The organism is Paenibacillus sp. Y951 (genome assembly GCF_056786395.1).
This window is the reverse complement of the sequence record NZ_JBXCIY010000007.1, coordinates 119,337-139,824: the sequence shown is the minus strand read 5'-3', so window position 1 is coordinate 139,824 and position 20,488 is coordinate 119,337. Positions and strand designations below refer to the sequence as shown.

General features: G+C 38.1%; 21 protein-coding genes. 18 read left to right on the top strand and 3 right to left on the bottom strand.

Features of this window, described 5'->3' with window-relative positions; translation table 11 throughout:
- The first annotated feature begins 50 nt into the window (after positions 1-50).
- The 8 genes from AC1TPB_RS12210 (at position 51) to AC1TPB_RS12175 (ending at position 7,143) form a co-directional block, all read left to right on the top strand.
- Positions 51-1,067 carry a phosphotransferase gene (locus tag AC1TPB_RS12210; RefSeq protein ID WP_482076740.1) on the top strand — a complete coding sequence of 339 codons (1,017 nt, stop codon included), beginning with the start codon at positions 51-53 and terminating at the stop codon, positions 1,065-1,067.
- A gap of 101 nt (positions 1,068-1,168) precedes the next feature.
- Positions 1,169-1,339, top strand: coding sequence for a hypothetical protein (locus AC1TPB_RS12205; RefSeq protein ID WP_482076739.1), 171 nt, complete (start codon positions 1,169-1,171; stop codon positions 1,337-1,339).
- A gap of 214 nt (positions 1,340-1,553) precedes the next feature.
- The gene (locus AC1TPB_RS12200; protein ID WP_482076738.1) at positions 1,554-2,327 is read left to right on the top strand and encodes a class I SAM-dependent methyltransferase; all 774 of its coding nucleotides are present in this window, start codon (positions 1,554-1,556) and stop codon (positions 2,325-2,327) included.
- 183 nt (positions 2,328-2,510) lie between these two features.
- A complete protein-coding gene (locus tag AC1TPB_RS12195) occupies positions 2,511-2,912 on the top strand; it encodes a GntR family transcriptional regulator (RefSeq protein WP_482076737.1) in 402 nt (133 codons plus the stop codon).
- 4 nt (positions 2,913-2,916) lie between these two features.
- Entirely contained in the window at positions 2,917-3,624 is a 708-nt protein-coding gene (locus AC1TPB_RS12190; RefSeq protein WP_482076736.1) for an ATP-binding cassette domain-containing protein, read from the top strand.
- The gene (locus AC1TPB_RS12185) at positions 3,621-4,445 is read left to right on the top strand and encodes a hypothetical protein (RefSeq protein WP_482076735.1); all 825 of its coding nucleotides are present in this window, start codon (positions 3,621-3,623) and stop codon (positions 4,443-4,445) included. The genes AC1TPB_RS12190 and AC1TPB_RS12185 overlap by 4 nt, the downstream gene beginning before the upstream one ends.
- 13 nt (positions 4,446-4,458) lie before the next feature.
- The gene (locus tag AC1TPB_RS12180) at positions 4,459-5,679 is read left to right on the top strand and encodes a hypothetical protein (protein ID WP_482076734.1); all 1,221 of its coding nucleotides are present in this window, start codon (positions 4,459-4,461) and stop codon (positions 5,677-5,679) included.
- Positions 5,680-5,928: 249 nt separating this feature from the next.
- The gene (locus AC1TPB_RS12175; protein ID WP_482076733.1) at positions 5,929-7,143 is read left to right on the top strand and encodes a chromate transporter; all 1,215 of its coding nucleotides are present in this window, start codon (positions 5,929-5,931) and stop codon (positions 7,141-7,143) included.
- A 306-nt stretch (positions 7,144-7,449) separates the two neighbouring features.
- Here AC1TPB_RS12175 and AC1TPB_RS12170 read toward each other — a convergent pair whose 3' ends face one another.
- Positions 7,450-8,106 (bottom strand): DUF2642 domain-containing protein, encoded by a 657-nt coding sequence (locus tag AC1TPB_RS12170; protein ID WP_482076732.1) that lies wholly within the window; start codon positions 8,104-8,106, stop codon positions 7,450-7,452.
- A gap of 30 nt (positions 8,107-8,136) precedes the next feature.
- Positions 8,137-9,486, bottom strand: coding sequence for an arsenic transporter (locus AC1TPB_RS12165; protein WP_482076731.1), 1,350 nt, complete (start codon positions 9,484-9,486; stop codon positions 8,137-8,139).
- A 257-nt stretch (positions 9,487-9,743) separates the two neighbouring features.
- Between AC1TPB_RS12165 and AC1TPB_RS12160 the strand changes: the two genes are divergently transcribed.
- The 6 genes from AC1TPB_RS12160 (at position 9,744) to AC1TPB_RS12135 (ending at position 15,095) form a co-directional block, all read left to right on the top strand.
- Positions 9,744-9,911 carry a hypothetical protein gene (locus AC1TPB_RS12160; RefSeq protein ID WP_482076730.1) on the top strand — a complete coding sequence of 56 codons (168 nt, stop codon included), beginning with the start codon at positions 9,744-9,746 and terminating at the stop codon, positions 9,909-9,911.
- 247 nt (positions 9,912-10,158) lie between these two features.
- On the top strand, positions 10,159-10,818 hold the full coding sequence (locus AC1TPB_RS12155) for a Panacea domain-containing protein (RefSeq protein ID WP_482076729.1): 660 nt from the start codon (positions 10,159-10,161) through the stop codon (positions 10,816-10,818).
- Complete coding sequence (locus AC1TPB_RS12150; RefSeq protein WP_482076728.1) at positions 10,815-10,976, top strand: hypothetical protein; 162 nt, start codon at positions 10,815-10,817, stop codon at positions 10,974-10,976. The genes AC1TPB_RS12155 and AC1TPB_RS12150 overlap by 4 nt, the downstream gene beginning before the upstream one ends.
- A gap of 367 nt (positions 10,977-11,343) precedes the next feature.
- Complete coding sequence (locus AC1TPB_RS12145; protein ID WP_482076727.1) at positions 11,344-13,392, top strand: catalase; 2,049 nt, start codon at positions 11,344-11,346, stop codon at positions 13,390-13,392.
- A gap of 117 nt (positions 13,393-13,509) precedes the next feature.
- Positions 13,510-13,941, top strand: a complete 432-nt coding sequence (locus AC1TPB_RS12140; RefSeq protein WP_482076726.1) for a MarR family winged helix-turn-helix transcriptional regulator — start codon at positions 13,510-13,512, stop codon at positions 13,939-13,941.
- 131 nt (positions 13,942-14,072) lie between these two features.
- Positions 14,073-15,095: an NADH:flavin oxidoreductase/NADH oxidase gene (locus tag AC1TPB_RS12135; protein ID WP_482076725.1), complete on the top strand. Its 1,023-nt coding sequence runs from the start codon at positions 14,073-14,075 to the stop codon at positions 15,093-15,095.
- Between the two features lie 191 nt (positions 15,096-15,286).
- On the opposite strand, the gene AC1TPB_RS12130 is transcribed toward AC1TPB_RS12135, so the two are convergent.
- Positions 15,287-15,643, bottom strand: coding sequence for a nucleotide excision repair endonuclease (locus AC1TPB_RS12130; protein WP_482076724.1), 357 nt, complete (start codon positions 15,641-15,643; stop codon positions 15,287-15,289).
- Between the two features lie 199 nt (positions 15,644-15,842).
- Between AC1TPB_RS12130 and AC1TPB_RS12125 the strand changes: the two genes are divergently transcribed.
- The 4 genes from AC1TPB_RS12125 (at position 15,843) to AC1TPB_RS12110 (ending at position 20,478) form a co-directional block, all read left to right on the top strand.
- Complete coding sequence (locus tag AC1TPB_RS12125) at positions 15,843-17,432, top strand: alkaline phosphatase family protein (RefSeq protein ID WP_482076723.1); 1,590 nt, start codon at positions 15,843-15,845, stop codon at positions 17,430-17,432.
- Between the two features lie 178 nt (positions 17,433-17,610).
- Positions 17,611-18,456: an STM4015 family protein gene (locus AC1TPB_RS12120; protein ID WP_482076722.1), complete on the top strand. Its 846-nt coding sequence runs from the start codon at positions 17,611-17,613 to the stop codon at positions 18,454-18,456.
- A 2-nt stretch (positions 18,457-18,458) separates the two neighbouring features.
- Positions 18,459-19,673, top strand: coding sequence for an STM4014 family protein (locus AC1TPB_RS12115; RefSeq protein WP_482076721.1), 1,215 nt, complete (start codon positions 18,459-18,461; stop codon positions 19,671-19,673).
- Between the two features lie 19 nt (positions 19,674-19,692).
- Entirely contained in the window at positions 19,693-20,478 is a 786-nt protein-coding gene (locus AC1TPB_RS12110) for an STM4013/SEN3800 family hydrolase (RefSeq protein WP_482076892.1), read from the top strand.
- Positions 20,479-20,488 lie beyond the last annotated feature (10 nt).

The window sequence follows — 20,488 nt, the reverse complement described above, 5'->3', positions numbered from 1 at the left end:
AGAAATATGAGATATGCATTAACTAGAAAAGCTCCAAGGGGAAATTTATTATGAGCGAAATACAGTATAATTTACAATTCGAAAAACTGTGTATTGACCTAGATTTAGGTGTGATCATTGGTATGCCTGAACAGATATCAGGTGGACTCTTACATAGAATGTATGCAGTTGAAACGACAGTCGGAAAGTATGCAATTAAAGCATTAAACCCTCAAATAATGGTTAGACCTGCCGCTATGCTGAACTATTACAATGCTGAAAGCATCTCAAACATAGCAGCTAAGAAAATTAAAGCACTCCCTGCGTTAGTAATAGATGGGAAATCCATTCACGAAATAGAGGGTCAATTTTATCTTCTGTTTCAATGGATAGAGGGTAGAAGTTTGAAACTTCATGAGATCAATAAAAATCATTGTGAGCAGATCGGTTCCATTCTTGCCGAAATCCATATGGCAGATTACTCTAAATTAGATCTTGTTAATGATTATCCAGATAATGTTGAGCAAATAGCTTGGAAATACTTTCTACAAAAAGGACAGGAGTATAACTCAGAGTGGGTTAACCCGCTACTTGAGATTATTGAGGATCTTGATAAGTGGATTGAACGGGCAAATAATGCAGCAAAGCTTCTTGCAAATGATTGTATTCTAAGTCATAGAGATCTAGATCCCAAAAATATTATGTGGGATAACAATTGCCCTACGATTATTGATTGGGAAGCAGCAGGATTCATTCATCCAATGGTAGAGATGGCGGAAACTGCAATTTACTGGTCTGAAAATGAAGAGGGAACCATTGATAAAGAGAAATTTGTAGCATTTATAGAAGGCTATAAAAGTATATATGGAACTGTAAAAGCCAATTGGAAAGACATCTTTGATAATGGTTTTCTAGGAAAATTAGGATGGCTTGAATATAATTTTAAACGTTCACTATGGATCGAGTGTACAGACGAAGTCGAACAACGGTTGGGTACTGCACAAGTAATAGAAACGATAAACGTCATCAGACAATATGCAGATAGGATTCCTGAATTAGAACAATGGATAACTGAGGAAAGAGAATGATTCAACATTGGTAAAGTTAAACATACAAAGGATGTCCGTATAGTTCTTGCCCAGATTGCGTATTCTAAATTGTATGCGTAACAGGAAAGGAGTTTTACAATATGGCAGATGAGAAGAACTACGTTCATAACGATCATGAACTTACTGATAATAATGATCAAAGACAGAATAAAGTTCATGGCGGCGAGTACCGAAATGGGCGGCTTAGTCAAATTAAAAATAATAATCCAGATGGTGAAGAAGTACCGAATGAATTTATAAGCAAAAAATAGTAAAAGCATCACGATGTGATAAGAGCGAGGTCGGCTAATTTACATATAGCCAACTTCGCTCTTATTTTCAATTTATCACGACCAACTATACTCAAAATACATTTCCGTATCCGAAGCGCTTATCGAGCAGTATCCTCGGCAGCTTCTTGACAGCTACTTACCATCATTGCTATTATAGATACATAAAGTCTGTAATTATAAGGAGTATACATCTATGTCTATCGAATCTTCCAATACAAATCCGAGCTTGAAAATATCTCATACTAAGCAAAATATTAATGCTAGGCCAGGAGTAGAGGCGTTATCTCTACTGCAGCCCCAGCCTGGTGAGCGGATTTTGGATGTCGGCTGTGGAAATGGTGAGTTAACAGCCCAAATCGCAGCTTCAGGAGCAATTCCGACAGGGATTGAACTATCCGAGACTATTGTGAAGCGCACAAAAGAGAAGTACGCTGAGTTGAATATTCAAGTAGCGGATGCTCGCTATTATCGAACGGATGTCCCGTTTGACGCTGTTTTTTCAAATGCAGTAATACATTGGATTAAGGATTCCCCCGCAGTTGCTCATTCTATTTGGTTAGCACTCCGCAAGGGCGGACGATTCGTAGCTGAATTCGCTGGCAATGGTAATGTCGCGCTATTATCTACCGCAATACATCAGGAACTAGAGGCGCGTGGTTATATAATAGAAGGGGGACGTAGTCCGTGGTATTTACCGACCATCGGCGAATATGCCAGTCTGCTAGAGCAAACTGGTTTCCGCGTCACGCTCGCGCAACATTTCGATAAGCTAGCCCCGCTTAATGGTGATACAGGTATACGCAAATGGCTGGATATGGTCTCCGATTATTTCTTCGTCGACGTCACTGCTACCGATAAAGAGGCAATCTACTGTGCCATTGAAGCAAAAGTAAAGCCACAGCTTGAACAGGATGGACAATGGTTTATCGACACCTCACGTCTACGCATCGTAGCGATCAAGGAGTAATTCAAGTAAGCAAGGATTTACCTTTATAAGCCCATATTTTGTGGGCTTATTTTTTTGTTTTTAGAAAAGACATTTAATACATAAATGTAAACTATTGACTTAATTGTGTATTAAGCGCATAATACATTAAAAGTGTATGAATCACTTAATACATACACTTCATTATGAATGCGAGGTTACCGTATGAAATATGATAGCGAATGGACTGGGCTTATCTTTAATCATCGTGATCCGCTCTATTTACAGGTTATTCGGCATTTTAAGGAGCTGATTGCAATGGGAAAGCTTCAAGCAGGTCAAATCATTCCATCAAGAAGAGAATTAGGTGCATTATTAAAGATAAATCCAAATACCGCTCAACGTGCATATAAGGAAATGGAGGAACAGAGGTTGATTGTAACAGAAGGAAATTCACCAAGTCGAATGACAAGCGATGAACAGATATTGCGTTCTATTCGGACTGAACTGCTTACTGAATCTGTTGACCTATTTTTATTATCTGTGCAAAACATTAATGTACCGCTAGATGAACTGTTGGAGCTAGTAAGTCGTAAGTATACGCATTTGCGAAAGGAGGATCAGTAAAGAGATGCCAATTAATAAAAGCAGTATCGAAGTTGTCGATCTTCGAAAACGTTACTTTAGAAAAACGGTACTAGACGGAATATCATTCACTGCTGAGAAAGGTAAGATTACTTGCCTAATTGGTTTGAATGGAGCAGGGAAATCTACGATTCTAAAGGCAATTATGGGCCTAACTCCTGTACAAAGTGGAAGTATCTTAATAGACGGTGCTCCATTCACGAAAGAAAGCTATGAGAAGGTTACTTTTGTTCCAGATCATCTTACGATGCCTTTAGGAATGACCATGGATGCAGGAATACAGTGGATGGAGCAGTTTTATAGCAACTGGAATATGAAGCGAGCTGTGGAGCTACTATCCTTTTTCAAGCTGAATGCAGCAGATCGTATTGGTAATCTATCCAAGGGAACCGCTGCAAAATATAATTTATTACTAGGCTTAAGTCAGGCAACAGATTATATCATTATGGACGAGCCGTTTTCAGGTATTGATTTACTAGCGCGCGAACAAATTGCTGAGGTATTTTCTAGTGAATTGATTGAGGATCGTGGTGTATTAATTACAACCCATGAAATTCAGGAGATGGAATATTTAATAGATAAAGCTGTGCTGCTTAAAAATGGCGTTATTAATCAAGCCTTTGATTGTGAGGAAATGCGCAGCTCACATAGTAAATCAGTTACCGATGTCATGAGGGAGGTATACCAATCTTGATGCATTACTTGAAGCTTGTTCATTTTGAAATTGTTCGCTTCCGTTATATTTTATTAGCGTTGATGGCTCTAACAGCTGTTTTGGAAATAGGGTCGGTTATTTATTATACTAATGATGCATTAACAATCAGGGCAGTAGACAATAGTTATATTCGCAATGATTATGAATTCATCTCATTTTCATTAATTTTAGCAAACGGTCAGTTTTGGTTCCAGCTTTCCATATTAATTAGTATCGTGATCATTGGTGCTTATATATTTGTAATCTGGTATCGAGATTGGTTCGGTCGGTCAACCTTTATCTATCGTTTGCTAATGCTGCCAACGGCAAGATTTCATATTTATTTAGCGAAAGCTACAGCGATACTCACATTTATTTTTAGCTTATTGTCGTTTCAAATTATTTTGTTTTGGATTCAAAAGCTACTCTTTTACAGCATTGTCCCCTCACATATCATCAAGGCTTCCTACTTCACCGAGCATTATATGACCATTCGAAATTTCCTTATAATTTTACCGCATCAATTTGAGCAATTTATTATCTCCTATGGATTAGGCACGATTATTATGTTAACGATCTTTACTGCTATTTTGTTAGAACGAAGCTTTCGCAAAATAGGTTTGCTGTACGCTGCTACCTATATTGTAATTTGCAGCGTCATTATATTATTACCACATGTCATCGCAGCGTTTGATGATGAAATAATTTCCTTATTTTATCCTAACGAGCTTTTTGTTATCCAGCTTTGCTGCTGCATTATTGTATTACTGGCTAATGTATTGATAGGGCGTTACCTTATCAATAGAAAGATTACAGTATAAAGGGGGGAGTTCATTGCGACGTTATTTATTTTCAATCATTCTAGCAATATTTGCGATTGGTGGCCTAGGCTTTAGTTATTTATATGGAGCAGTCAATCATTTGCCAGATTATAAGCTAGTTACCGTAGCAGGAGACGAACAAGCAGCAACTAATATAGAGTTGTCTGGTGATTATTATTTGGGTGTGTACTCCTCACGTTTATCCGTCAATGATAAGGGGACTCAATATAGTATTGAAAACAGTTCATTCCGACAGCAGATTCTAAATGATCGGGTTTGGCATTTCAGTCATGCTGGCATTAATGAACTTGTTGAAAACTATAAAGGATTTATGAGGGGTAAATCTAACACTGTAGGTTTGTACGTAGATGATGAGTGGATCATTTATGTCGATTCAGAAAATAGGCAAGGAAGTAATGGATTATTTAATGTCAATTTGTATGTAACTACATTTAATAAAAAAACAGAGCTTGTTCAGGAGTATGATTATCAATTAAATAGCAGAGATTTTTTCTCCATTCGTGATGTCCAGCTTGTAGATGATCGTATCAACATTATTGCAGATGAAAAAGTAAGAAATGACAAGTCTTATCTCTATCATTACATTATTGATTTGCAGCTTGGATCACTTGATAGCTTTGACCAATTAATTGTAGGAGAGCCACAAATAGTCGATGAACATAATATGCAGGCGATGCAAGTACAAGTATCAGCAATTGCCGATGCTTCTCTAACTGTTCCTAGTGATTATATTGTGCTTACTGAGGTAAAAACAGAGAATTTGGAAGAAAGTGAACAGAATCAGGATACCCCTTCACAAACCTCCTATTATGGCTATTCTTATCGAACAGAAGAAATGTTTCAATTACCACTCGAGCCTAATAATAATTCGTTAAGTCAATTAAATGACAATGTATTCACTTATATTGAGTACGATAAGGAGCAAATTATCGTATCACGGTATGCATTAGACACAAAGGAATTCAAGCCACAGTACATAACTTTTACAGCTGAGGAGCTAGGTTTAGCGGACATTACACATGCAAAGAATCTAGAAGGTAATTATTTATATATATTTGATCGAACCATGGAAACACCAACCGTTGTAGCGATTGATTTGTCAAAAGGTGAACTGGTTTATCGAGGTCAGGTCATTTATGATGGGGATGAACAAAAAGCAGAAAATCAAATGAAGCAGCTGCATCTCAATAATATTAATATTAAGCTGGAATAGACAAACGATTGGGTAAGCTTATTATACTTATAATGTGTTATACATATATTCCGAATCGCCAAAGACCACCTCGCGGTGGTCTTTTCTACTATTTCAAATGCTCTCGTTAACATATTAAGTTTCTGTAAAGTGGCTATATCTTTATCTACGGTAAGCTTACAATGTAAGCATCTTACAATGTCACTTTACAGAGTTGGCAATTTTCACTCTAGCAAGCTTAGTGATGGATAAAAGGAGCTAAAAGTCAGCATGGGTATGCAGCAAAAAGTAGTGATCCAAGGCGAAAAGAGAGGCAAGCTTTCTACACTAATTGAAGTTTTTAGCGTATCAACAAAACTCGGATTCACCTCTTTTGGAGGGCCAATTGCACATTTGGGATATTTCCATAATGAGTACATACGTCGTCGGAAATGGATGGATGAACAAAGTTATGCGGATCTCGTTGCGCTTTGTCAGTTTCTGCCGGGACCAGCTAGTAGTCAAGTCGGAATAGGTATAGGAATCTTAAGAGCAGGATTATTGGGCGGTTTTGTCGCTTGGTTAGGCTTTACATTACCCTCGATCATTGCTTTAGTGCTCTTTGCTTACTTACTACAAGGCTATGATATAGGAAGCTCAGGTTGGATACATGGATTGAAGATTGTAGCTGTCGCAATCGTTGCTCAGGCAGTTCTTGGGATGGGGCAAAAACTTACCCCTGACCGTGAGAGAGTAACTACTGCAGTGATCGCTGCAGTAGTTACGTTATATTGGCAGACAGCATTTAGTCAAGTACTGATCATTGTAGTTGCAGGCCTTATCGGGCTATCTTATTATCGCAACAAGGAAGAACATATTGTGAATAATTCACATATTACATTAAGCCGTTCTGTGGCAATCGTCTGTCTATCCTTATTTTTCATTCTGCTTATTGCACTGCCACTTTTAAGTCAGTGGGGAGGGATCGAATGGCTTGCGATGTTCGACAGCTTTTACCGTACAGGTTCTTTGGTCTTTGGTGGTGGGCATGTTGTATTACCGCTTCTAGAAAGCGAAGTCATTGCTAATGAATGGGTAAGCCAGGCAGATTTTCTTGCAGGATATGGTGCTACTCAGGCTGTTCCAGGACCATTATTTACTTTTGCAAGTTATCTCGGCACGATGGCTGGAGGCATATCTGGAGCATTGATTGCAACATCTGCTATATTTTTGCCAGCATTTCTTCTTGTTGCGGGTGCCCTGCCTTTTTGGAACACTCTAAGGACTAACCCGAAAATCAAGGGAGCTTTGGTAGGGATTAATGCAGCTGTAGTTGGTATATTACTAGCCTCACTGTATGACCCGTTATGGACTACTGCTATTATAGAACCTAGTGATTTTGCTCTTGCAGTTATTTTATTTATTATGCTAGTATTTTGGAAGCTTCCTCCTTGGATCATAGTTATTACAGGCGCTGCAGGAGGAATGTTGCTTAGTATCATCTAAATATTACAAAACTAAAGTAGTGAATAGTCAACTATGGTCACAAAAAGCAAACTGATCTGCACCTTGACTCAGGTGCGGATTTTTTTTGACTAATTTCCCCATAACTACTTTATCTGTCGTAGTAATTATGAGTATGTTCAGCAATGTCTATCGTAGCTTGAAATGCCAAAACGTTTCGTAAGTATACTACTAATAAGCCAAACTAAACAGCCTGCGTCCATTGAAATAGTTGGAAGAGGCTATTTAGACGACCTTCTGCTTTTGAAGGTCGTTTTTTTATACTCTATATTTGGTAGCTGTACTCTATCATGGCTTATAAACTGTTTTTAAGTGATGGATATTCCAACATTGTATCTTTCCATCAGCCTTAATAAGCTCCATAATTTGGCCGTCTGCCTTCTGAAGTAAGCCTATTTTATTGGGGTTATCTCCGAAATCAAAAACTACTAAACTTCCTTCAAGTTTTTTACACTGCTCGGCAAATGTTCGCGATAAAGTGATATTAACAAGAGGCAGGGGTTGATTATTCAGAGAATATGGCGTGACATTGTTACTATAAGGAATCAACCATTTCAGATGATTCATGGAAACGAACACAGCTTTATAGATAGGAGAGTAGAATACGAAGTAGTCATTCATAATACTAGTTAAATAGCCATGGATAGATTTATTTCCTCCAATATAAATCTCTACAAAACTACCTTTTGCATGTTGTAATATTTTCCGAAAAGAAAGGTTGTCTGTTTGATTATCAATAGGAACTTCAGGAGGATTGTCTGCTTCATTACTAGATGTTGAACCTTTAATATTTTGTACATGGACTAAAGGAATATAAAAGAATCGATATTCAGAAAAGAGCACAATTAAGTCAGTACCAATGTCGATTAATGTTCCTGTATAAAAGATATTTCCGGAGATCTCTACTTCCACTTGTTGATTAATAAATTGATGAAGAGCATTCATATCTAAAACCTCCTAGTTTAATTATCATCATCAAAATAACCATGATACCCAGTATGACAAAATGACTAATGTGAAAATTACTGTGATCGGAATAACGATTGAAGTAACTTTCAAATACTCCCCCCAACTTATTTTCACTTTAGCTTTCTTGAGAATGTGCATCCACATCAACGTAGCAAGTGTTCCGATTGGCAAAAGAAGCGAACCGATGTCACTACCAATTACACTAGCTAAGTAGGAAATTTTTAGAGTAAGGGGATCAAGATCCATGTTCGTTAACGTAAGGGTGCCTACCATTAAAGCAGGATGATTATTGAATAAATTGGAAAGAAAGGATACGAGAATCCCCATCATGACACTCGCATGAAGTAAATCTCCAGATATTATCGGTTGAAAGAAACTTATGAGTAGCTCTGTTAAGCCGATATTATGCAACCCATAAATAATGACATACATACTGAAGGCAAAGAGAAGGATATACCAAGGGGTTTTCTTCAACATATCAGTAGGAGGGATTTTCAAATAAATCCAACGCCAAGTTAGTAAAAAGATAGAACCGATAACTGCCATTACAGGAACTGGAAAGTTGATGTAAGAAGCTACGAAAAGACTCACCCTTACTAGAAATACAAAGATTAATATATTAATCATAAATTTGGTTTGTTTCTCTTTCGGAATAAGAGGTGTATCTTCTTTTAAGGGATGATATCCTTTTTCGAAAGCATAATTCGAGAATCTCCTAGCTTCCGGTATTTTACGCGGAATTACGCGGTAAAAGTAGGCATATAGCAAGAGTGAAAGGAGGACAAGCCCTAGAGTGGCGGGAACGAACATCATCGCTGTGTGCATGTAAAGATCCATGTCAACAATTTTCAACGCAATCAAGTTAACAATATTGCTAACTCCGATTGGTGCACTTGAAGCCGTTGCAATTAAAGCACCCGACAATAAATAAGGGATTTTCTGATGGTTTTTAAGTCCTATATTATGAAGTAGCATCAATAAAATCGGTGTTGTAATTAAAATACTACCATCATTGTTAACGAAGAGCGTCATTAGAAAACAAAGAAGGTTGGTGTACCAAAATAATCGGATACCTGAACCTTTTGCTTTTACTAACAGCTTCTCAGCAGCCCAATGAAAGAAACCAAAGCTTTCGATTACGATGGCCATGACAATCGTTGCCATGATGGTTACGGCTGCACCACCTATCGTTTCGGTTATTACTCCTAAATCAGTTAACGAAACGCTACCGCTAAGTAGAACGAAGATAGCACCAATAGTTGCTGGTATTGCCTCATTCACGTTGGGGCGCCAGAAAATAAAACATATCGTACACAAAAAGGTAATAATGGTAAGGGCTATCATAGCATTGTGCATTAACTTCAACCTCTATTCGCATAGAATTCATCTCTTTCTCTCTAGTCATTAATGCTTTTTTACCTCGCTAGTAGTTATATTACTTTGACTCGCGACACATTGTTTTCATCCTCCATCTTTGATTGACTTGTGTATTCATTTGCATTATATGTACACGTCCCCTTGCAGGAACTAAGTGGATTACCTATTTCTATCATTATCAACTAACGTCAATAATTGATAGATGTCATTGGTAGATACTTGCCGTGGATGTCTATATGTCTTTAATATTTCCTATTTCCCATATAACAGTAATATTATGTTGTATTAATTATGAAGAAAAACTTATCTTTGATGTAGCTTTAAGAGAGAGCCTTTCAAAAATGGATTACAATCAAGCAGAGGAAGCTTTAACCGAAAAGTTTGGAGATCAAAGAAGAATATAGTGGTGAGGACGAGAACTTAAAAGATTGGAACAGAGAATATATTTTCAATCAAAACGAAGAGGGAGAATGGGAAAATGCATAACATTATTGCCAAATAGCTTTAATGCAACCAGTTAAGTAGCTAAAACGCAGACTTCGTTGATGGTATGATATATGGCTTGTGAGTATACTTATGGGAAACAATGTGGCATAATATAATTAACAATAATAGAACGATTGTTCGTATTATTTATGGAGGTGTTTGGTAATGAAAAAAGCTTTGCTTTTGGCTAAATGGTTCATCAGTAATGATCTTGATAACCCAAGAAATAGTATTGATGGAAACATGAAGCTCCAAAAACTTTTATACTTTTCACAGTTAATTCATTTAGCTAAATTCGGGAAATTACTCTTTGACGATCCTATCTATAACTATAAAAATGGTTCAGTAATAGAGGCTGTGAGACTAGAATATAGAGATAGACATCATGAGTTAATTGCTGAAGCGAAACATTCAGAATTTGATTTGGATGATAATGTTCTTTACACATTAAATGTTGTAAAAGATGTTTTTGGAAGTACAGATGCATCAGAACTTTCAGAACTTAATCATTTACACAAGGGATGGGAAAATGCTTATAATCGGTCAGAAGTTCGACCTGATTTTCATGATAAATCACTAAGTCAAATTTCATATGAAGAAGTAGAAAGATATGATTTAGAGGGTATTAAAAAAGTTTTAGATGCTCATGATTCCGTTAAGAACAATTCGAAAACTACAGAGATAATTAACGGAATTACTTTTTATTATGATCCTAATGAAATTACATTAACCGACGCAATCATTGAAGAACTTGAATCTTTTTGTGGAGAGGACTCAGCGTATACATTATATATTAATGATGACGCTAGTATTGTGGTGTGTTGATGCTAATTAAAGCAGGAAGTGGATTACGCTTTAAAGGTTACTTTGCAAACGGTAATGAATGTTCATATAAACGTCCATTCTTAGTGATTGAAGCTGATGATACAACTGGTATAATTAAACTATTAAACGTATCATCAGTACTAGGAAAAGAGAAATAACTTTTGTATGATTCAAATGAGCAAATTATGCGGTTTAACCCTCCCTTTATTGAGCCTTCTTTTGTAAAGTTGGATGAGGTTTATATAGTTCAATATTTTTCTGAATTGGATAATACCATATTAGTAAATAATAGAACCTTAAATGAAGATGAATTGATTAAAATTCAAAATTTCTTTAAAAACTATAATAAGTTAATAAGTGAAGTGAAGTACTCTAAACAAGATATTCTAACAAGAAATCCGAACTTATGATTATGTATTGCATATCTAAAGACCACATTTCCCATTATGATTTGTGGTCTTTTTTGTCGTTCTAGTATATTCCCTTGGATATATTCATAAGTTTTATCGATAGGAGGGGTAACTTATGGATGATGAGCGTGATGTCAATGAAAATAGTAAAAGTGAACAGCTAGAACCATTTCGAGTCGATGATGAAGGCACGTTCCTTACTACTAACCAGGGATTAAAGGTATCTGAAGATGAATTTTCGTTAAAAGCTGGTGATCGTGGCCCTACATTAATGGAAGATTTTCATTTTCGTGAGAAATTAACGCATTTTGATCATGAACGTATACCAGAAAGAGTTGTTCATGCACGTGGTTTTGCTGCACATGGAGTGTTCGAGTTATACGAGGACATGAAGGATTTTACTAGAGCAAAATTTTTACAAGATACATCTGCAAAAACACCTGTATTTGTTCGATTTTCTACAGTGAACGGAGCTCGAGGCTCGTCTGATTCCGTTCGAGATGCGAGAGGTTTTGCAACGAAATTTTATACTGATGAAGGAAATTACGACTTAGTTGGCAATAATATTCCGGTATTTTTTATTCAAGATGCGATTAAGTTCCCAGATCTTGTTCACGCATTTAAACCAGAGCCTAATAATGATATTCCACAAGCATCAACTGCGCATGATACCTTCTGGGATTTCGTAGCGAACAACCAGGAATCTGCCCATATGATTATGTGGATTATGTCTGATCGAGCGATCCCAAGAAGCTTTCGAATGATGGAAGGATTCGGTGTACATACGTTTAGAGTTGTCAATGCTCAAGGGAAGGCACACTTTGTAAAATTCCATTGGAAGCCTTTACTAGGGGTACATTCACTTGTTTGGGATGAGTCTCATATTCTTGCAGGCATCGATCCTGATTTTCATCGTAATGATTTGTGGCATGCCATTGAGAACGGATTCTATCCTGAGTACGAATTAGGGGTTCAAATTCTTGATGAGCAGGATGAATTTAACCTTGGCGTCGATATTTTGGATGCGACAAAACTATGGCCAGAGGAAATAGTCCCTGTTAGAATTATAGGAAAGATGACATTAAATCGTAATGTAGATAACTTTTTCGCAGAAACTGAGCAAGTTGCTTTCCATCTAGGTAATGTTGTCCCAGGAATCGATTTTACGAATGATCCATTACTACAAGGTCGATTATTTTCTTATCTCGATACACAGTTAATCCGTCTAGGCGGACCTAATTTTCATGAAATTCCAATCAATAGACCGGTTGTACCTTTCCATAATAATCAACGTGAAGGATATCATCGTCAAACGATTAATTTGGGAAGAGTAAGTTACCATCGAAATTCATTAGCAGGAAATACCCCTAGACCTGCCAGCCCAGCTGAAGGTGGATATGAAACCTATCAAGAAAAAGTGGAAGGCAAAAAAATCCGTGCTAGAAGCGAAAGCTTTAAGGATCATTTTTCTCAAGCAACTTTATTTCGGAATAGTATGAGCCCAACTGAGAAAAAACATATCGTTGATGCATTCAGCTTTGAGCTTTCTAATGTTAGGAGTCAATCTGTCAAACAGCAGGTTGTCGATATGTTTGCGAACGTAAGTCTAGAATTAGTTAATTCCTTCACCCATATTATAGGTGCAAATCCTCCAACATCAGGCGGTTCAAATGTCACACAATCTTCGCCAGCACTCAGTATGGAAAATACGATAGATAGTCCAAAAACACTTACAGTCGCTGTCATTGTTACAGATGGATTCAACGGGCCGAATCTCAAATATGTGTTGAACCGTTTGACAGCAGAAGGGATCATGCCCAAAGTCATCAGTGAAAACATTGGTGTAGTGGAAGGGACCAATGAAATAGCATTAAAAGCAGAATATACATTTTTAACAGCAAAGTCCGTCCTATTTGACTCCGTTTATCTAGTAAGAGCTAGCAATGACAGCCAAAAATTCAATCAAAATGCTGCTAATTTTATTGATCAAGCATTTTCTCATTATAAACCGATTGGTGCAAATCCAGAGGTAAAGAATTGGATGGAGACAAACCATTTTGCAGGACAACCTGGAGTAGTCATAGAGGATGATATGACACAATTCACCAATGTATTTATTAATGCGATTTCAAAACAGCGCTTTTGGAAGAGGAGTGTTATTTAATAAAAACGCTGGTTTCGCCACACAATAAAGGTTATACTATTTCTGAACAAAATATCGAAAGTTCAAGATGATCGACTAATCGACTAAATATTATATAACAGAACAGGTGAATACTTGATGCATAATAATAAACTTTTAAATAATTGGTTGTCTCTCACAGACATCCAAACAAGCATTAATAATAAATTAGAAACTGTTTTACAAGAGAAATATAGCTTATCATTAAAAGAATTTTATGTTCTTTATTTTCTATCTCAAACTAGTGAAAAAAAATTAAGGCTGCAGCAATTACAAGAAATGATAGGGTTAAGCCAGAGTGCAATCTCAAGACTGGTGGGCAGGATGGAAGCCAACAATTGTGGTGCTCTGCAGCGTAGTATCTGTGAAGATGATCGAAGAGGTATTTATACCCGGTTAACAGAGTTAGGCGAGGATAAATGTAAAATGGCATTAGTTACTGTTAACGAAATTTTCAAAGAAATTCAATTACAAGAGGGAATCCAAAAAGAACTCCAAACATTAATTCAACAATTTCAAAGTACAGAATAAGTCATTGCAAATTAGAAAAGCAACGCGGTGGAGATTCCGCGTTGCTTTTCTAATTTGACAAATAAAAATTCATTGTGTTACTATAAATGCATGCGCAAGCATGTAATTATGAATTTAAAGGAGTTTTTACGATGATCAATCTATTTACCCCATACAAGTATAAAGGCATGGAGTTGAAGAACCGTATTATTATGCCACCTATGTGCCAATATTCGGTCGATAAAAAAGACGGGATCGCAACGGAATGGCATTATTTGCATTATGTGAGTCGAGCTATTGGTGGGACAGGTATGATTATAATTGAAATGACTGATGTTGAACCTGATGGCCGAATCTCTGATTATGATCTTGGATTATGGTCTGATGAGCAAATTCTTCCGCTAAAAAGAATTGTGGATGCATGTCACGCATACGGTGCTAAAGTAGGAATTCAGATCGCTCATGCTGGACGTAAAGCTGAAGATGCTATTGTTCCTGTAGCTCCTTCTGCAATTCCTTTCGATGAAAATTCCAAAACACCAAGAGCACTTTCAACCGAAGAAGTAAAAGGAATGGTAGAGAAATTCCGTAGTGCAACGAGAAGAGCTGTTGAAGCTGGATTTGATACGATTGAAATTCACGGTGCACATGGTTATCTGATCCATCAATTCCATTCTCCTCTTACCAATAAAAGAGATGATGAATACGGGAAAGATTTAACTAAATTTGGTAAAGAAATTATCGAAGCAGTTAAATCAGAAATGCCTGAAGATATGCCTCTAATTATGCGAATCTCTGCAAAGGAATATGTAGATGGTGGCTATGGTATTGAGGAAAGTATCCAATTTTCTCGAGTATATCAAGATGCTGGTGTTGACATGTTTGATGTTTCGTCCGGAGGAGAAGGCCAAATCGCTGCGTGGGGAAGACCAGGTACACATGTAGCTTACCAAGTACCATTAGCTAGACAAATCAAAGAAGCGCTACAAGTTCCAGTTATCGCAGTTGGTAGACTAGATGATCCGATGCTAGCTAATTCTATCGTTGGAAACGAGGATGCTGATCTTGTAGCTGTAGGAAGAGGTATGCTGAGAAATCCATACTGGTCATTAGAAGCTGCGAAGCAACTAAGAATTGAAACGACTGTACCGAAACAATATACTTTTGGTTTTTAAGTGGAACACATTTAGTTAGAGCTTCATCTGAAGGGTCTATCTAGAATGATGTACGGGAAAAGAACATATACAATAAAAAGTCGCCAGATGGCGACTTTTTTATTGTAATGAATTAAGTTCATAAGAGATAGAAACTTATCAGAAATAGGGATTGAGGAGGTACTCTTAATCCCTGCGCGTCTTCTTTTCCCTTATTTGTAATATACTTTATCCATATTATATCTCGCTCTACGGCGATTGATAATGAATGTCTCATAGATTTCCCGTTCAACGGCATCCTCTACCAAGCAAACCTCGATTTTGAACACCTCGTCGCGTTTCTCTTTCATAACGGATACCGAGTCTTCGAAATGCTTCTTGATGCGAGGGCGTAGCTTACGTGCCTTTCCAACGAACAATAGCTCATCCTGCTCGTTGTAGAACATGAAAATGCCGCCTTGATCGCGCGAAATAAGATGGAAATCGGTAAACCCATAAATATGGCTAAGCTCTGGATTTTCTTGTTTCGTAATGGTAACATCAGGCGTTGGTACAGTAATCTGGATCAATCGTATTCACTTCCTCTTTTGGTATACATAAAATCGTATCATAAATCGGACAAGAATACATCCAATAATATATTTAAGACGGCAGAAATGCCGTCTTTTTGTCGTTCACGGATTGCGATATGATTGAAAATACTGGGCATAAATAGATACTGGAATGGAAAACCTAACGCATGCAATAGTATCTATTAGGAGGATTAATATGACTATGAGTAAAAAAATTACGCTGTTCATGCTAACCATTTCTCTATTGATCATGACAATAGGCTGCTCCGCTCAAAAAAATAATGATAAAGAACAAGATCTACTACAGGTAAAATCAATTCAAAGTAATCAGAAGAAAAAAGTTATTTATCTACTTGTCGACTCTTTAATGGCTCAATCCATAGATAGAGGAATTCAGCAAGACATCCTTCCCACCATGAAATATTTAATTGAACATGGTCAATATTATAAGGATATGGTTAGTTCATTCCCTACGATGTCCGTTACCATTGATAGCTCACTTTTTACAGGGGCGTATCCAGACGAACATCGTGTTCCTGGCTTAACATGGTATTCTACAAACGAAAAGAGACTTATTAATTACGGAACGGGGCCCATTGAGTCTATTAGGCTTGGAGTAGACTCCGTATTAGAAAACATTCTGCTGAATTTAAATGGTGCTCACTTAAACCGACAGTTACCAACCATTCATGAAGATTTACATGCATTAGGCTTGAAATCAAGCAGCATTAACGGTTTAATTTATCGCGGTAATATCGATCATGCTTTAACGATACCTCCACTTGTTGACGTCGCCACTTCCTTGCCAAGATCAATGACTGTACAAGGACCCGATTACTTAACTTTAGGTGCGTTATCCGATCCGCTAAAAGATAAAGAACTACTCCCTGATGGGATAACAGATCGTATAGGATTAAACAATGACTATTCCATATTAAATATCAATTATTTAATAAGAGAAAATAAATTGCCTGATTTCTCTTTTGTTTATTTACCTGATTTAGATCAAAAACTTCATAAAAATGGTCCAACTGATCTGGAAGGACTCAAAGATCTAGATCGTCAAATCGCCTCCGTATTAGAAAGCTTTGGATCAGCGGAAGAAGCTCTTGATAAGGCTATTTTTATTATTTCTGGCGACAGTGGTATGAGTCAGATTAAACCTGCTGAAGATGAACCAACAATCGAGCTGACTTCCTTTTTCAATGACTATAATGTGTTAAAGCCAGACGAAGCAGTGAAGGATGACACTCAAATCGTCCTTGCAGTCAACGAAACAATGGCATATGTCTATTCATTACAAATGGATAAGTTAAGAGGTATAGCCAATTTACTAAGAGCTGATCCCCGTGTTGATATCATTTCATGGAAGGAAAATGATTGGATATACGTTATTCAATCAAGCTCTACCAAAGAGCTAAGATTTCAGGCTAATGGGAAGCTACACGATTTTTACCATCAAAAATGGACGGTAGAAGGGGATCCAGATGTATTAGATTTGAAAATGGATAAACAGTCAATAGAATATGGTAAGTATCCTGATGGATTGCAACGATTGTCTGGTGCATTACACTCACACCCTGGTAATTATTTAGTTGTGACTGCAAAATCAGGTTATGAATTCTCTGGCAATAGTTCACCAACACATACAGGCGGAGGTGGGCACGGTTCTCTTGATCAAGAAGTGTCGCTTGTACCACTTATTATTAGTGGGTCAGATCAAAGACCACAATACTTACGTATTGTCGATTTAAAATCGTTTATATTAGAGTTACTAGCAGACTAAGCAAATTATAATGGATGGAACTAAAGATATAGGCCATTCTCATATTAGAGAGATGGCTTTTTTATGATATACTTAGAAAGTAATTATTATCCAATTATAGCTTATGCTTTCGGTGCTAACTTTTTGCATGTAGATGTATATCAAGGAAGCAATAAAAAAGTTTTTGGGAGGTATTTTTATGTCCGAATGTAAACTATCTGTCGATTATGATCAATACGAGAATGGAATCAAAATAGTAGATTTAATCGAGGAGCTTGCCGGCAAGGATGAGAGCTTACAGCTTGATAGCCTTATCATCGGTGACTGGGGTGGCGCATACGAGAATGATTCAAGTGAAATTGTTGAAGCTCTTGTTCGCTTGAAAGACCGTTTTCCGCAACTTTGCAGCTTGTATATTGGCGATATGTCCTTTGAAGAATGTGAAGTCTCTTGGATTAATCAATCCAACCTGGGACCGATTCTTTCTGCTTATCCCGAGCTTAGATCATTGACGATTAAAGGAAGCACAGAGCTTAGTCTTGATCCAGCTCATCATGACAAGCTGAAGGAGCTTACTATTATTTGCGGCGGACTTGGAAAAGACGTCATTACTAGTATTAGCGAGGGCAGTTTTAAAAACCTGAAAAAGCTGGAGCTTTATTTAGGAGTTGAGGATTACGGATTTGATGGCAGCCTCGAAGATATTCTTCCGCTGATCGAGCCTGGAAAATTCCCTAAGCTTACCTATCTTGGTCTAAAAGATAGTGAAATTCAAGATGAAATTGCTATTGCTGTAGCTAATGCACCGATTGTTGATCAATTACATACATTGGATCTTTCTTTGGGAACGTTGACGGATGAGGGAGCTGAAGCACTTATTCAAAGTGAGAAGATAAAGAAACTGGAACTGCTTGATTTAAACTATCATTTTATGTCGGATGAAATGATGAATCGTTGGAAGCAGTCAGGCTTGAAGGTAGATATCGGCGATCGGCAGGATTCTGATGATGACGACGATTATCGCTATCCTTCCTTGACGGAATAACGATGAAATCGATGATTATTATTGGCAATTCCGGTAACAGAAGAACAGCAGGACTGCAAGCGGCAAGAGCTAGGCTGGGGTTGTCCCCAGCCCTTGTTTTGAATTATCTCGATGTGCTGCTGGGAAGAGCTTCCTTAAGTTCGATTGTCCAAAGCCTGGGGCAAGCAATGAATGAACCGCCCTTGCTACGGATCGATGCACCAGGGGAGGTTTTTGAAGTAGAACGCGAGCTGATTGCACTTGGCGCAGCTGATGCGGCAAGCACTCATATAGACGAGCGATGGCTTAAGTATAACAACACCGCTCCGCCTATTTCGGCAAAGATGGCCCGAAGCATGAAGGAAGTCAACGGTAAGCTGTATCATCCTTCCCAGTGGTTTCGCGGATATTGCAGACTGTTATCGCAACTGGACCGGGAGGCCATTCAACTATGGAATACACCACGATGGATGAATGCTCCTGAGGATATAGCGGCTATGTTCGATAAAAGGTATACACACGAGCTTTTATCAGCAGCTGGATTGCCAGTGGCTAGAAGATTAGCAACACCGGAGACCATTCCAGATTATGAAACGCTCCGTGAAGCTATGGCTAGTGAGCGAACATACCGCCTATTTATTAAGCTAGCAGCAGGTTCTGGCGCATGCGGTGTCATTGCGTATCAAGTCAACCCCGTTACAGGAGCAGAATCGGCTGTAACTACAATAGGTGTGGAGAACTATCAAAACAGACCTCCATTATTTTATAACGTAAAAAAGCTAGTGAACTACAAAGAACACCGTACTATACGCCAAATCATCAACTGGTTATTAGGACATGGCGCTCATGTGGAGCAATGGATTCCGAAAGCATCTTATGAGAATCGTACATTCGATATTCGTCAGCTAGTCGTAGCAGGCAAGGCTTGTCACAGCATTGCTAGAGCAAGCAGAACACCCATAACGAATCTGCATCTTGATAGCGACCGCTTGAGCATGAAGGAGATTGGCTTATCTGACAAGCTTCAAGCTGCCGTGCAACAATGTGCCGAACAAACGTTATCGGTCTTTCCGCGTTCTACCGTTGCCGGCATAGATGTATTATTGAGCAGCGGCTCCTATCGCCCTTATATATTGGATGTTAACCCATTCGGAGATTTACTATATGATAGTCATTATGAAGGATATACCCCCTATGAATGGGAGATGAGAATGATCGAACGCCCTTCGACTATCTAAATGGAAGGGGAACACTATGTTGTTTAATATGAATGAAATTGTCGGAACACATGATATTCTCATGATTACACTAGATACGCTGCGTTATGATGTCGCTGTAATGGAGGAAGAAAACTGCCCGAATTTGTGCGGTGACGGACATTGGGAATTGCGGCACACGCCAGGTAGCTTCACTTATGCGGCACATCATGCTTTCTTTGGTGGATTTCTGCCGACGCCCGCTACAACAAACAAGTCAGAGCATGTTCGATTATTTCACTCGAAAAATACGGGATTCAAGATACATCCGTATACATGGCAATTTGATACAACAGATATAGTCTCTGGTCTTCAGGCTGAGGGCTACCGTACAATTTGTATTGGCGGAGTGATCTTTTTCACGAAAAAAGTTCCGCTGGCAAAAGTGCTTCCTAGCTATTTTCAGGAAAGCTATTGGAGAATGACCTTTGGTGTGACGAATCCGCGTTCTACAGAGCATCAAGTGAACCATGCACTCAAGTTACTGCAAAATGCAGATAAGTCTGAACGCCTCTTTCTGTTTATGAATGTTTCAGCGATTCATGGACCGAATCATTATTTCGTACCAGGAGCAAAGAAAGACTCAGTAGAGACGCAGCGTGCGGCACTTCGCTATGTAGACGGCGAGCTTGGACGATTGTTTGAGGCTTTCAGGGAACGGGAAAGACCCGTATTTTGTATGGTGTTCTCTGATCATGGCACCGCCTTCGGTGAAGATGGCTACAACGGACACCGCCTTGCACACGAGGTCGTATGGAATGTGCCTTATCGCGAATTTATTTTGTAAGATGCAGTAT

Excerpts from the sequence above, each read along its gene's own strand:
- AC1TPB_RS12145 (WP_482076727.1), top strand. The coding sequence starts at position 11,344 with ATGGATGATGAGCGTGATGTCAATGAAAATAGTAAAAGTGAACAGCTA.
- AC1TPB_RS12120 (WP_482076722.1), top strand. The coding sequence starts at position 17,611 with ATGTCCGAATGTAAACTATCTGTCGATTATGATCAATACGAGAATGGA.
- AC1TPB_RS12175 (WP_482076733.1), top strand. The coding sequence starts at position 5,929 with ATGGGTATGCAGCAAAAAGTAGTGATCCAAGGCGAAAAGAGAGGCAAG.
- AC1TPB_RS12170 (WP_482076732.1), bottom strand. The coding sequence starts at position 8,106 with ATGAATGCTCTTCATCAATTTATTAATCAACAAGTGGAAGTAGAGATC.
- AC1TPB_RS12125 (WP_482076723.1), top strand. The coding sequence starts at position 15,843 with ATGACTATGAGTAAAAAAATTACGCTGTTCATGCTAACCATTTCTCTA.
- AC1TPB_RS12205 (WP_482076739.1), top strand. The coding sequence starts at position 1,169 with ATGGCAGATGAGAAGAACTACGTTCATAACGATCATGAACTTACTGAT.
- AC1TPB_RS12140 (WP_482076726.1), top strand. The coding sequence starts at position 13,510 with ATGCATAATAATAAACTTTTAAATAATTGGTTGTCTCTCACAGACATC.
- AC1TPB_RS12190 (WP_482076736.1), top strand. The coding sequence starts at position 2,917 with ATGCCAATTAATAAAAGCAGTATCGAAGTTGTCGATCTTCGAAAACGT.
- AC1TPB_RS12200 (WP_482076738.1), top strand. The coding sequence starts at position 1,554 with ATGTCTATCGAATCTTCCAATACAAATCCGAGCTTGAAAATATCTCAT.
- AC1TPB_RS12115 (WP_482076721.1), top strand. The coding sequence starts at position 18,459 with ATGAAATCGATGATTATTATTGGCAATTCCGGTAACAGAAGAACAGCA.
- AC1TPB_RS12155 (WP_482076729.1), top strand. The coding sequence starts at position 10,159 with ATGAAAAAAGCTTTGCTTTTGGCTAAATGGTTCATCAGTAATGATCTT.
- AC1TPB_RS12160 (WP_482076730.1), top strand. The coding sequence starts at position 9,744 with ATGTCTTTAATATTTCCTATTTCCCATATAACAGTAATATTATGTTGT.
- AC1TPB_RS12165 (WP_482076731.1), bottom strand. The coding sequence starts at position 9,486 with ATGCACAATGCTATGATAGCCCTTACCATTATTACCTTTTTGTGTACG.
- AC1TPB_RS12210 (WP_482076740.1), top strand. The coding sequence starts at position 51 with ATGAGCGAAATACAGTATAATTTACAATTCGAAAAACTGTGTATTGAC.
- AC1TPB_RS12195 (WP_482076737.1), top strand. The coding sequence starts at position 2,511 with ATGAAATATGATAGCGAATGGACTGGGCTTATCTTTAATCATCGTGAT.
- AC1TPB_RS12135 (WP_482076725.1), top strand. The coding sequence starts at position 14,073 with ATGATCAATCTATTTACCCCATACAAGTATAAAGGCATGGAGTTGAAG.